A 12,361-nucleotide genomic window follows, 5' to 3' on the forward strand; every position below is an offset into this window, starting at 1 on the left:
CGTTGCCCGCTTTCAGGGATGTGAGCGACCGTTGACCAGTCTGCCCCGCGACGCCGACCCGGGCCAAGCAACGTCATCGATCGCGAGCCATGGCGCTTCGGCCACCGCCGTTGGGGTCAGACCGGTGAAGGCTTTCACGTCGCGGTGCAGGTGGGACTGATCGACGTACCCGCTCTCGCTGGCAACGCGACCGGCGGCATGACCCGCCGCGAGCAGATGCGCGGCGTGGTCGAACCGCATCAGCTGAGCAGCGCGTTTGGGTGTGATCCCGAGCTGCGACCGGAATCGCGACCACAACCGCTTGCGACTCCACCCGACCTCATCCGCCAGCCCGTCCACGCGCACCCGCCCGCGACTCGCGAACGTACGCCGCCATACGTGAGCGACCTCCGGATCGACCGAGGTGCGCGTGCTGAGCCGTGCGCCGAGGATCTCCTCCGCGACGTTGAAACGTTCGTCCCAGGACGTGGCTGCGCGGAGCCTCTGCTCGGCGCGCTCGGCATCGCGGCCCCAGAGGTCCTCGAGAGCTACGACCGCGCCGGTGGTTACGCCGAAGACCGCGGCCGCGACAATCGGCTCGAGCCTGATCTGAAGACAGTTGACCGTCGTACAACCGGCCGCCCTCACCTGGCCTGGCAGCAGCCCGAGCACGACGCTACCGCGCCGCGACTGGCCGGCAACGTCGTACGCCAAGCCTTCGCCGTCGCTCAGCTCGATGAACAGCGAGACCGACGGATGCGCGACCATGGCGATGTCCCCGAACGCACGGGCACGCTGACGGAAGCCGGCCATCGTGACGCCAGGCAGCCGCGACGGACGCGGTACGGCGACATCCACGTCCGACCACGCCCAAGCGGGTAATGCTCCGGCCGACGGCACGTAGCCAGCCTAGGCCTCAGTCCTGGGCAGGGTCTCGTTTGCCATGAAATCGAGCAGCAACTCGCTCACCCGCTCGGCCGCTTCGTACGGCGGCACGTGCCCGACGCCGAACAGCAACTCCACCCGCGCATTCGGCACCGCGTCGTACTGGTGCGCCGACTGCGGATCCCACCGCGGGTCGGCGGCTCCAAAGACGACCAGCACCGGGACCTCCAGCGCGGCGAGGCGATCGGGCACACTCTTCGCCTTGATGTACGCCCCATTCGCCCGCATCACCTTCCGGAACGCGCGGTACGCCGTACCCCGCACCTCCTCGATCACGTCGGTCGGCACGTCGATCGGGCGAGCCGTCGTCGCGTTGATTCCACGGCGGATCATCGAGTCCGATCGTCTCGCCCAGAGCAACGGGCCGAACGGCGGGGCCAGCAGCATCCGAAGGATGGCCGGCTGCGGAAGGAGCGCGTCCATCCTCGGCCCGGTGCTGATCAGTGCGATCGATCCGACCAGGTCAGGTCGCTGTTCGGCGAGCGCGGTGACGACGTACCCGCCGCTGGAGTGTCCGACTGCTGTGACCTGGCGCAGCTCGAGTTCGTCGATCAGCGCCGCGACCCGGCCGGCCTGATCAGGCACGCCGTACGACGGTGGTGGCGGCGACTGACCGCAGCCTGGGAGGTCGACCCGGATCACGTGATGACGGGCGGCGAGCGCTGGGACGACTGGGTTCCAGGTGCCGCTCGACGTACCCGATCCGTGGACCAGCAACACCGGCGGACCCTCTCGCGGACCGTCGTGAACCACGTGCATGAACTGACTCATACAGCCGATGGTGCACACGCCGGCAGCCGGCCGTCTTGTATGAATGTCAGCAGCGCGTTTCTATTGGAGGACAGAGTGAACGCAGAGCTCGACCGGCTTGCCCATGGCGTGCTGTTTCCCGCGCTCGGCCGGCCCAAGGTGCCCAACTGGGTCCGACCACGTATCGAGGCCGGCCTCGGCGGCTTCGTGATTTTCGGCAAGGACATCGCCGACGGTCCGCAGTTCCAGCGGTTGGCCGCGGAGCTGCACAGTCTGCGCGACCACGTCCTGCTGTCGATCGACGAGGAGGGCGGCGATGTGAGCCGGCTCGCGAACCTGGGCGGCTTCTCGATGCCCGGCAACCGGGCTCTCGGCGAGCTGGACGACCTCGAGCTGACCCGGCAGGCCGCGTTCCAAATCGGTCTGTCGCTGGTCGAGGCCGGCATCGACTGGGACCTGGCCCCGGCGGTCGACACGGCCGTCAACCCGCTTAGCCCGAACGGGATTCGCTGCTTCGGAGCGGATCGTGACCTGGTCAGCCGGCATACGGCCGCTTGGGTGGAAGGACTGCAGGCTGCCGGTGTCAGCGCGTGTGCCAAGCACTATCCGGGCCACGGTCTCAGCGGCACCGATGCCCACCTCGCGACACCACTCGTCGACGTCTCCCGGGCTGAGTTGTCGGACAGCTACCTCGATCCGTTCCGGGCAGCGATCGCGGCCGGCGTCGACAGCATCATGGTGTCGCACGACCTGGTGCCGCAGGTGGACGACGTACCGGCAACGATCAGCAAGGTGCTGCTCACCGACATCCTGCGCGGAGAGCTCGGGTACGACGGGGTCGTGATCACCGACGCGCTCGAGATGTACGGGATCGCCGACGTGGCGCCGTTGCCGGAGGCCGCCGTACGGGCGATCGAAGCCGGGGCGGACGCACTCTGTCTGGGCTCGTGGGCGTTCCTCGACGACGTGGACGTTGCTGCGGCTGCTCTCGTCGAGGCAGTCGAGAGCGGACGACTGCCGTTGGAACGACTGCAAAGCGCGAACGAACGGCTGGCTCGGCTCGGGACTCGGCCGAAGGCGGACCTCTCGCTGCGGGACAACTCGTTAGGTGAGCGCCTAGCTGACCAGGTCGTGGTGACCCACGGCGATCCGGTACTGCGGAGTGACGCCGTACTGATCATCCGGCTCGAGCCGACGCACTCCCCCGCGGCCGGGTCGGCGGGCTGGGGTGTGGAGACGATGCTGCGCGACGCCGGGAAGGTTGTCGAGAGCATCGGTTTGTCCGGGCAGACCTACAACGGACCCGGGATGGCTCGGGCTGGTGTCGGTGAGTTCCGGTCGGAGTACGGCGCGGACAGTCAGGTGGTGCTGCTGGTTCGAGGAGCGCACCGTTTCGACTGGCAGGAGAAGCTGATCGGGGAACTACGGAGTCAGCATCCGGACCTGATCGTCGTCGACATGGGCGTCCCAGGCACGGACTACTCCGGGTTCGCCGGGTGGATCCAGACGTTCGGCAGTGCCCGAGTCTGCGCCGAGGCCGCGAGCCGGAGACTCCTTGTAACATGACACGATGTCATCCACTGTCACTGAGACGTTCGAGTACGACGGAGGCCGGCAGGTCACGGCGTACGTGCCGGATGAAACGCCGCAGGCGATCGGGTTTGCGGGTGACGGTCAGCTGATCTCGCAGTGGGGTGAGTTCGTCAACGCGGCGGCCGACGTACCGCCGACGATGGTCGTCGCCACGCACCGGCTGGACGACGAGATGGAGCGGCTGCACGAGTACTCGCCGTTCTTCGAGTCGGATCGGTTTCCGGCGCACGAGAAGTTCTTCGTCGAGGACGTACGGGAGTGGACGCGGTCGCGTTTCGGCGTCGCGTTGCCGGCCTCGCGTACTGCGGTCTTCGGTGTCTCGGCGAGTGGCGAACTGGCGCTCGCTCTGGGGCTTCGTCATCCGGATATCTACGGATCGATCTTCTGCGCATCGCCAGGTGGTGGGTACAAGCCGCCTGGCGATATGCAGGCCACGCTGCCGCGGACGTACCTCGTCGCCGGTACAGAGGAGCCGTTCTTCCGCGAGAACGCGACCCGCTGGGCGGAAGCGCTGCGCGATGCGAACGCCGATGTCGTCATGACCGAGCGGCCCGGTGACCACGGCGACCCCTTCTGGCGCGAAGAGTTCCCCCTGATGGCAGCCTGGGCGTTCGGCAGCTAACGCTCGTGTAGACGGACGGTCTCGCCTCGCCAATGACCGAAGTACAGAAGGCCGTTCTGCTTTCGGCGACATCCTCTATTTCTACAACGTCTTCGTTTCAAGCCCCCTCACCGGTGATGGTGAGGGGGCTGACTACTCAGGCCTTGGCCTTGCGGGTCCTTGGCTTGCGGGGTGGGGTTTGCGAGCTGTTGCCGTTGGTCGCGGGCTCGGGCTCGGGCTCGGCGGCGAACGGGATGAACGGCATGGTCAGCGGCAGCGCCGCGAGCCGCATCAGTAGCAGGACGTTGTCGTCACCGGCGGTCTTGTTGAGACGGAGTCGGCCGCAGTTGGTACATCGATGGATCAGGACCCATCGGCCCTCGCCGCGGACCGTGACCGCGATCGGTTCCATCCCACCGGCGCAGTCGGCCTTGCGATCACCCGGGACGTTGCGGTCCAGATGACGGGACCAGAGACAACTCGGGCAGTGATTGCGATGGGTAGTGCCAGGGGCGTCGAGCGAAACCTCTACGCCGCAGTGCTCACAGCTGAACGAACGTGCGAAAGCCAAACCAGAGAACCTTTCAGAGCGAAGCTGCAGGACATGACAGACATCGGCTTCCCTCCTCCCGGCCCGGCCGGCTCGTCCGGCACACCGCCCCCAGCAGACCAGCCCGCCTCCACCATCGTCAATCGATTAACTGCCGAACCCCCAGGCCATCACAACGCACTCCTGGGCTGCCGCCTACGCGAGGATGCGTTCCCTGGTTGACGAATGTGATGGCCTGGAGGTCCCCGCGCGGCCGCCGCCGGTGCGGTCACCGTCCCTGTCACGAGCCGGCAACCTCGCCGTACGCCACGGACGTCTCAGGGGTCAACCCCTGAGACGGACGGTTGCGGAAGCGAATTCTGGTTCCGCAACCGACCGCCAGAGGGGTTGACCCCTCAGATGGACCCGGGTGGTTGGGGTGCAGGCGCGGGAAGGATCGCGGACGCTGCTCGGACGGGCCGACGAACAAGCGTTTCATTGGAAAATAAGGGGTTCTGGCGCGAATCGGGTCAGGATCGAAGATTTCGAGACGATTCAGTCCGGGCGCTGTTTCAACCCTTTCGGCCGGGGGTAGGTCGGGAGGATCATGCAGCACTGACTCGGGGACTGAATGGGAGGGAACCCTTGTCAACGCAGTACCCGTCGGCACGAGCTACCGACGCACGGGGGCACATGGTGCCCGCAGATTGGCGGTCTGTTTCCTTCGAGGAGCTGCCTTTCCGAGACGGATAGCGAAGCCCATGGATGCATACGCCCTGCAACGCAGCTGGGACCAGGTCACGAAGCACGGAGACCAGGTGCCGCTGTACTTCTACTCACACATCTTCGTGTCTCATCCCGAGGTGCGGTCGATGTTTCCGCTCTCCATGGCGAACCAGCGGGACAAGTTCGTCAGCGCTCTCGGCCGGATCGTCAGTCATGCCGATCAGCTCGAGAACGACATGTCGTTTCTGCAGCACCTCGGCCGCGACCATCGCAAGTACGCCGTGGTTGCGGAGCACTACAACGCGGTCGGCGCTTCGCTCTGCGCAACCCTGATGCACTTCCTGGGGCCGGAGTGGGACGAGGAGCTCGCCGCGAACTGGACGGCGGCCTATCAGGTCGTCGCGCGAGTCATGGTCGAGGCTGCGGAGATGTCTTCGGAGACCAGCCCTGACTGGTGGGACGCCGAAGTGATCTCTGCCGAGCGGAGGACCATGGACCTCACCCTGCTGAGAGTTCGGCCCAGCCGCGCGTTCATGTTCCGGCCCGGTCAGTCCGTGTCGATGGAGGTTCCGCAACGCCCACGACAGTGGCGGTACTTCAGCCCCGCCAATGCCCCACGCCAGGACGGTTCGATCGATCTGCACGTGCAACAGATCGACGGCGGCCAGGTCAGTCCGACCGTCGTCCGGACCCTCAAGACCGGCGACACCGTGAAGCTGGGAGCGCCGATCGGCGAGCGGCTCACCCGGCGGGAAGGCGATACGAAGGATTTGCTGATGGTGGCCGGCGGAACAGGTCTCGCTCCGCTGCTCGCCGTACTCGAACAGATCGACAACGAGTGGCAACGGTCGGGCACCGGACCCATGGTCCACCTGCTCCACGGCGTACGGATGCCCTGGCACCTCTACGACCGTCCACGGCTGCGTGAACTGGCCGGCAAGCGGCCATGGTTCGACTACACGGAGGTCGTTTCCGACGACCCGTCCTATCCCGGTACCCGCGGGAAGGTCGGCACGGTCGCGGCCAGGCAACTGCTCTACGGGCGTACGGCGATGGTGTGCGGCGGACCGCAGATGGTCGCGCACACGTTGGAGCGCCTTGGCTCCGCCGGGATGCAGCCCGAGCAGATCAAGTACGAGCACTTCTACTACGCGGCCGCGGGCGAGCACACCGTGGTCCCGGCACTACCAGGTCAGGAGACAATCAGTGACGCTCAACAATCACCGCAACGCCTCTCGCCATCAGACACCCGCGTCGATCCGGTCCGAGACGTTCCAACGGCGGATGCGGGGCCTCGACGCGGGCAAGGTGTACGCGTACCTCGATCAGCTGGCTGACCAGGTACAGGCCTCGGACAAGCAGCTCAGCGAGAGCAGGGCCAAGAGCGAACGTCTCCAAGGCGAACTGATGCGTGTCCGTGCGGACTTCCAGCGCGTGCAGGCGGAGCTCGACCACTACGAGCAGGCCGGCGAACGGGTGAACGAACAGGTGGTCCAGATGTTCAGCCAAGCGCAGTTGGTGGTCGAAGAGATGGTGCAGGACGTCAGCCGGGACGCCCGCGAGCGCATCGGTCAGGCACGCGCACACGAGCGACAGATCGTCGCGGCGGCAATGGACACGGCCGGTCAGCAGGTTCGTTCGTACGCACAGACAGCGCAGGAGCAGATGCAGTCGATCGTCAACTCGTTCGCCACCGAGGTCAATCAGCTCGCGGTCCCGCCGATGCCCGGCGAGCCGGGTTTCACGCCGCTCCACCAGAAGGATCCTCTGTCGGAGGACTCCAGGGAGTGGCAGAACCGCTTCGGGACTACAGGTTCGGACTGACCAGTGCGTACTCTTCGGCGTCCCGCCCAGGCATACGAAGACACACTCGCAGTCGCTGGATTAGCTGTGCCCGCTGCCGCCGTCGGCGCGGTCGGACTTGGTTGGGACGTACCAACCAGCCGCCCGGCCGTCGTCGTAGTGGCCATGGCAATCCTCTTCCTCGCCGCTCGGATCTGCGCCCGTCAGGTCGTTGCGGTCCACTCCGGAGAACGCCTGCTCGATATCAGCGACCGGCCGTGGCGCAAGGCTCCGCGGATCGGCCGGCGGTCGTCGCCCGGTCCCGGCAGGATCCGGGCGAGACCCGACCACCACCCGTTGACCCGGCCCGAGCCCCGACCGAGTCCGGGGAACCCCGACGTCGAGCTGGTTCGGGCCGCGGCGAAGGAGTTCCTCGAGCTCTTTCATGCCGAGAATCCCCAGGCCGGCTGGATGGGGCCGCGGATCGCCGCGGTGATGCGCGAGATCGACCTGACCGGGACCTATTGGCACACCTCCGAGGAGCTGACCTTCGGCGCCCGCGTCGCCTGGCGCAACAACGAGCGGTGCATCGGACGGCTGTACTGGCACAGCCTGCAGGTCCGCGACCTGAGGACCGTGGCCGACGCCGGCGGGATCGCGGCGCACTGCTTCGACCACCTGCGCTCAGCCCACAACGGCGGCAAGATCCGGCCGATGATCACGATCTTCGCTCCCGAGACGCCGGCCAGACCTGCCCCCAGGATCTGGAACGAACAGCTCATCCGGTACGCCGGGTATGAGCAAACGGACGGTCGTGTCCTAGGGGACCCCCGCTACCGCACCTTCACCAGCGAACTCATCCAGCGCGGGTGGCGACCACCCGAACACCCGGGGGCGTTCGACGTACTCCCCCTCGTCGTCGAGACCGTCGAGGAGGGACCGCAGCTGTTCCAGCTCCCCGGCCAATCGGTGCACGAGGTCCCACTCGAGCACCCCGAGCTGTCGTGGTTCGCCGACTTGGGTATGCGATGGCACGCCGTACCGGTGATCAGCAACAACAGGCTGGTCATCGGCGGGGTCTCCTACCCGGCTGCGCCCTTCAACGGTTGGTACATGGGCACCGAGATCGGCGCTCGCAACTTCGGCGACAGTGAGCGCTACGACCTGGTCCCGGAGGTCGCCGAGCGGATGGGTCTGGACACCACGGACGAGGCGACGCTGTGGCGGGACCGGGCTCTGGTCGAGATCAATCGCGCAGTACTGCACTCGTTCCAGTCGAACGGCGTGAGCATCACCGACCACCACACCGAGTCCCGCAGATTCCTCATCCATCTGGAACGAGAGGAACGAGCAGGCCGGAGCTGCCCCGCCGACTGGACCTGGATCGTGCCGCCGATGTCCGGCTCGCAAACGCCGGTCTTCCATCGCCACTACGACGCCGAGACGCAAGTACCGAACTTCTTCTCCGATCCCGACGCCACCCGCCGAGCCCTCCATGGCGGTCCGCCCGCCTTCCGCTGAACTGCCTGGAATTGACCAGCTTCATATCTTGACGAGCACTTCTGCGCAGTGGCTAACTAGCTGGACCCGCCCCCGCGTGAGGAGACTCGATGCGCCTGCTCCTGTCCGCCGTCAGCTTGCTCGCCTTGACCTCCCCACTCGCGCTGGTGGCGCCGAACGCAACTGCGGCGCCGCCAGCCACCCCGACCATCAGTCCCGAACCAGAGCAGGTCGTCCAACGCACTGACGGCTTCCCGATCACTCCGGTGGTCGGGCTGGTTCGTACGCCGCGATCCGATCCGGACGCGGAACGCGTAGTACGTGAGGCGCTGACCCGCGCCGGTGTGAAGACCGTCCGGACCACGGACGGCAGCGATCCCGGCACACCGACGACCATCTGGCTCGGCCGTACGACGTCCGTTCTGTCCGGGCTGCACGTCCAGGACAGCACCGGGCTACCGGCCGAGGGCTACGTCCTCGCTGCTGGACGCGATCGGAAGCACCGCGCTCAGATCGTGCTCGACGGCGTCGACTCCGACGGCACGTTCTACGCCGCCCAGTCACTCTCACAGCTGGTACGGCGGAACTGGATGCCCGGTGTCGCGGTCCGGGACTGGCCGACGATGCGCTATCGCGGCTCGATCGAGGGCTTCTACGGAACGCCGTGGTCGCAGGCGGAGCGGTTGGACCATCTCGACTATCTCGGCGCGCACCGGATGAACACCTACGAGTACGCGCCCAAGGACGACCCGTACCACCGCGAGCAGTGGCGCGATCCGTACCCGGCGGACAAGCTCGCGCAGCTCGGTGAGCTGGTGACCCGCGCGCGCCAGAACAAGGTCGACTTCACCTTCGCGCTCTCCCCCGGCCTGTCGATCTGCTACACCTCCGACACCGACTTCCAGGCGCTGATCGCGAAGTTCGAGGCGTTGTACGAACTCGGCGCTCGGTCGTTCAACGTGCCGCTCGACGACATCGACTACAACAGCTGGCACTGCGACGCGGACCGGGTGAAGTACGGCACCGGCGGGGAAGCGGCTGGTCGGGCGCAGAGCGATCTGCTCAACCGCGTGCAGCGGGAGTGGATCGAGTCCAAGCCTGACGTCGCTCCGCTCCAAATGGTGCCGACGGAGTACTACAACGTCAGCGAAACGCCGTACAAGAAGGTACTGCGGGAGCAGCTCGACGCGGCTGTCGTCGTGCACTGGACCGGGATCGGCGTGGTCCCTCAGGCGATCACGGCAGCGCAGGCGGCTCAGGCGAAGGCCGTGTTCGGGCACGACATCCTGATCTGGGACAACTACCCGGTCAACGACTACGCGGCCGGCCGGTTGCTGCTGGCGCCGTACACCGGTCGTGAACCGGGGATCGCGGACGACGTCGTTGGCGTGATCTCGAACCCGATGAACCAGGCGGCGGTGAGCAAGATCGCGCTGTACTCGTTCGCCGAGTTCGGCTGGAATCCAGCGCGGTACGACGCGACGGCCGTATGGCTGCGTGCGATCGGCGAGCGCTCCGGTGGTGATCGACGTACGGCTGATGCGTTGAAGGTCTTTGCCGATCTCAATACGTACGACGGCACGCTGCATCCGGAGAGCGCGCCGGTGTTCGGTGCCGCCGTCAACGAATTCTGGCAGCGTTGGCGCGGCGGTCAGCGCGCCCAGGCGATCGCTTTGCTGAGGCCGCGCGTGAATGCGATCGTCGCGGCGCCGGGCACGATCCGTCGTGGTGTGGTCGATCCGGCCTTCACTGCGCAGGCGGAGTCGTGGCTCAAGGCAACAGAACTCTGGGGGCAGGCGATGAGCCGCGCCCTGGATCTGTTGACCGCGCTCGAGGCAGGCAATGGTGCGGCGGCGTGGACTGCGCGGCAGCAGATGAGTGCGCTCGTGACGCAGGCCAAGGCGATCCGCGACAGTCGGGCGCCGCATGACGGGACCTATCCGCGGATCGGCGAGCGGGTGGTTGACGAGTTGATCGCGGAGACCGGGCGGGTGCACGACCGCTGGCTCGGCGTCACGCCGGGTAAGTCGGCGACGACCAACCTGGGTACGTACCAGGAGAACGTGCCGGCGCGGATGGTCGACGGCGATGAGAACACGTTTTATTGGAGCGACGGTTCGCCTGGTCCGGATTCGGAGGTGCGGGTCGATCTCGGCTCGGCTGTCCAGATCGGTGCGATCGCCGTACTGATGGGGAAGGCGTCCAGTCCGGACGACTACATCCACTCGGGGGCGCTGGAGTACTCGGTCGACGGGACTCAGTGGAGCGAACTTACTCGGGCGACTAGTGCCGAAGTACGGTTCACCGCTCCGGCCGGGACCCTTGCGCGCTACGTGCGGTATCGCTCGTTGACGGCGAGCGATTTCTGGCTGGTGGTCCGTGAGTTCTCGGTCGCGACGGTCGGCGGGGAGAATACGACGCTGACCGTCAGCGGTACGCCGGCTCCTGCTGCGGGCTCGTCGTACCAGCGCGCTGTAGACGGCGATGTGGCGAGTGCTTACGTGCCTGCCGCGGCGCCGAATGTCGGTGATGCGTTGGTTGCCACGTTGTCGGCTCCGCGGGCTCTGTCTCGGTTGACGGTGCTGCAATCGTCCGTGGGGTCGGCGGATGTTGAGGTGCAGGTCGACGGCGTGTGGAAGCGGGTCGGCAGCGTTTCGTCGGCGTACGCCGAGGTGCCGGTTGGTGACGTCCTCGCCGAGGCTGTGCGGCTGGTGTGGAAGGGCGGAGCGCCGTCCGTTGCAGAACTCATTCCACTCTGGACCGACACACCATTGGTTGCCCTGCGCACCAGTGCCGATCGAGTCGACGTCGTCCGCGGCACGCCGGCCAGTGTCGTCATCGACGTGTCGGCCGGCCCGCGCGCGGACGTTTCCGGAAGCCTTCGGATCTCATCGCCCACCGGCTGGGCTCTCGAGGCACCTCACAAGCTCACCGTGAAACGTGGCTTCACTCAATCGGTCACCGTGAAGCTAACGCCACCCGCCGACGCCGCCTTGGCCGACGTGGACATCCCAATAGCGTTGGGCTCGACCACCGCCGTACTTCGGCTTGCAGTCCGCCCGCGTACCTCTGCCACGAACATCGCCCTGCACCACCCAGTCGTTGCCTCAAGCATCGAACCCGGCACGACGTTCACCGCCGACCTAGCAGTCGACGGCGACCCCGCCACCCGGTGGGCATCGGGGTACGACGACGCGTCGTGGCTCCAGGTCGACCTCGGATCTCCCACTCACCTGGGCAAGCTCGTGCTCCGGTGGGAGGCTGCGTACGGATCCGCTTACAAGATCGAGGTTTCCGACGACGCCACCACTTGGACCACGGCTGCAGACGTCACCACCGGCGACGGCGGCACCGACACGCTCTGGCTCGACGCCACCGGCCGCTACGTCCGCCTCCAAGGCGTCCACCGCGCGACGCCGTACGGCTACTCCCTCTACGAAGCGGAGGTCTTCCCAGCCGCCTGAGATGCGGCGACGGCCAACTGGTCCACGAAGTCGTTCATTTCGTGGCCGGAATGGCCTTTCACCCAACGAAAGGCGACGTCACCGCGGTCCGTCACCAGTTGCACCAACGGCTCCCACAGGTCCTTGTTGGCGACCGGCTTCTTCGCGGACGTCAACCACCCGCGCTCGAGCCACCCGACGTACCACCGATCCCGAAAACAGTTCACGACGTACGTCGAATCCGACACGACCAGGAGCGGACCGTCGTTCGCCCGAACCGCCTCGAGCGCGGCCCGGATCTCCATCCGCTGATTCGTCGAAGGAGCCTCGCCACCCGAGGCGTACTCGGTCGTCGACAACGCCCAGGCCCACCCGCCGGGCCCAGGGTTCCCCGAGCAGGCTCCGTCGGTGAACACCGACCGCGCGTCAACAGGAGCAGTCATATCAGCCGGCCGAGGCCGCCGAGCACGAGCAACAGGCATCCGTGAACCCTACTCCTTATGATTTGCGAAC

10 protein-coding genes are annotated in these 12,361 nt (G+C 66.6%); 6 read left to right on the top strand and 4 right to left on the bottom strand.

All coding sequences use genetic code 11. The annotated features are described in order from the left end of the window. Positions 1–12: 12 nt before the first annotated feature. Together EV650_RS07365 and EV650_RS07370 are read right to left on the bottom strand one after the other, a co-directional pair. Complete coding sequence (locus EV650_RS07365; protein ID WP_238174061.1) at positions 13–879, bottom strand: AraC family transcriptional regulator; 867 nt, start codon at positions 877–879, stop codon at positions 13–15. A 9-nt stretch (positions 880–888) separates the two neighbouring features. Beyond that, positions 889–1,695, bottom strand: coding sequence for an alpha/beta fold hydrolase (locus EV650_RS07370; protein ID WP_202874423.1), 807 nt, complete (start codon positions 1,693–1,695; stop codon positions 889–891). A gap of 75 nt (positions 1,696–1,770) precedes the next feature. On the opposite strand from EV650_RS07370, the gene EV650_RS07375 reads away from it, so the two are divergent. Further along, positions 1,771–3,240, top strand: coding sequence for a glycoside hydrolase family 3 protein (locus EV650_RS07375; RefSeq protein ID WP_166678052.1), 1,470 nt, complete (start codon positions 1,771–1,773; stop codon positions 3,238–3,240). Between the two features lie 4 nt (positions 3,241–3,244). Next, entirely contained in the window at positions 3,245–3,889 is a 645-nt protein-coding gene (locus tag EV650_RS07380) for an alpha/beta hydrolase (protein ID WP_134116649.1), read from the top strand. 136 nt (positions 3,890–4,025) lie between these two features. Here EV650_RS07380 and EV650_RS07385 read toward each other — a convergent pair whose 3' ends face one another. After that, positions 4,026–4,439, bottom strand: a complete 414-nt coding sequence (locus EV650_RS07385; protein ID WP_202874424.1) for an RNHCP domain-containing protein — start codon at positions 4,437–4,439, stop codon at positions 4,026–4,028. A gap of 719 nt (positions 4,440–5,158) precedes the next feature. Here EV650_RS07385 and EV650_RS07390 point away from each other — a divergent pair. The 4 genes from EV650_RS07390 to EV650_RS07405 all read left to right on the top strand — a co-directional run bounded on the left by EV650_RS07390 (position 5,159) and on the right by EV650_RS07405 (position 11,869). Further along, positions 5,159–6,460, top strand: a complete 1,302-nt coding sequence (locus EV650_RS07390; RefSeq protein WP_134116652.1) for a globin domain-containing protein — start codon at positions 5,159–5,161, stop codon at positions 6,458–6,460. Further along, positions 6,408–6,947 (top strand): DivIVA domain-containing protein, encoded by a 540-nt coding sequence (locus EV650_RS07395; RefSeq protein WP_134116654.1) that lies wholly within the window; start codon positions 6,408–6,410, stop codon positions 6,945–6,947. The genes EV650_RS07390 and EV650_RS07395 overlap by 53 nt, the downstream gene beginning before the upstream one ends. A gap of 66 nt (positions 6,948–7,013) precedes the next feature. Then, entirely contained in the window at positions 7,014–8,426 is a 1,413-nt protein-coding gene (locus tag EV650_RS07400; RefSeq protein WP_238174062.1) for a nitric oxide synthase oxygenase, read from the top strand. Positions 8,427–8,515: 89 nt separating this feature from the next. Beyond that, complete coding sequence (locus tag EV650_RS07405) at positions 8,516–11,869, top strand: glycoside hydrolase family 84 protein (protein WP_166678053.1); 3,354 nt, start codon at positions 8,516–8,518, stop codon at positions 11,867–11,869. Here EV650_RS07405 and EV650_RS07410 read toward each other — a convergent pair. Further along, positions 11,839–12,291: a ribonuclease H family protein gene (locus EV650_RS07410; RefSeq protein ID WP_202874425.1), complete on the bottom strand. Its 453-nt coding sequence runs from the start codon at positions 12,289–12,291 to the stop codon at positions 11,839–11,841. The genes EV650_RS07405 and EV650_RS07410 overlap by 31 nt on opposite strands. Between the last annotated feature and the right edge of the window lie 70 nt (positions 12,292–12,361).

It is taken from the genome of Kribbella kalugense, assembly GCF_004365875.1.
GTDB classification, from domain to species: Bacteria; Actinomycetota; Actinomycetes; order Propionibacteriales; family Kribbellaceae; genus Kribbella; species Kribbella kalugense.

What these genes read in the sequence shown, in the direction of transcription:
- EV650_RS07370 (WP_202874423.1), bottom strand. Translation starts at nt 1,695, where the DNA reads ATGAGTCAGTTCATGCACGTGGTTCACGACGGTCCGCGAGAGGGTCCG.
- EV650_RS07380 (WP_134116649.1), top strand. Translation starts at nt 3,245, where the DNA reads ATGTCATCCACTGTCACTGAGACGTTCGAGTACGACGGAGGCCGGCAG.
- EV650_RS07390 (WP_134116652.1), top strand. Translation starts at nt 5,159, where the DNA reads ATGGATGCATACGCCCTGCAACGCAGCTGGGACCAGGTCACGAAGCAC.
- EV650_RS07395 (WP_134116654.1), top strand. Translation starts at nt 6,408, where the DNA reads ATGCGGGGCCTCGACGCGGGCAAGGTGTACGCGTACCTCGATCAGCTG.
- EV650_RS07405 (WP_166678053.1), top strand. Translation starts at nt 8,516, where the DNA reads ATGCGCCTGCTCCTGTCCGCCGTCAGCTTGCTCGCCTTGACCTCCCCA.
- EV650_RS07410 (WP_202874425.1), bottom strand. Translation starts at nt 12,291, where the DNA reads ATGACTGCTCCTGTTGACGCGCGGTCGGTGTTCACCGACGGAGCCTGC.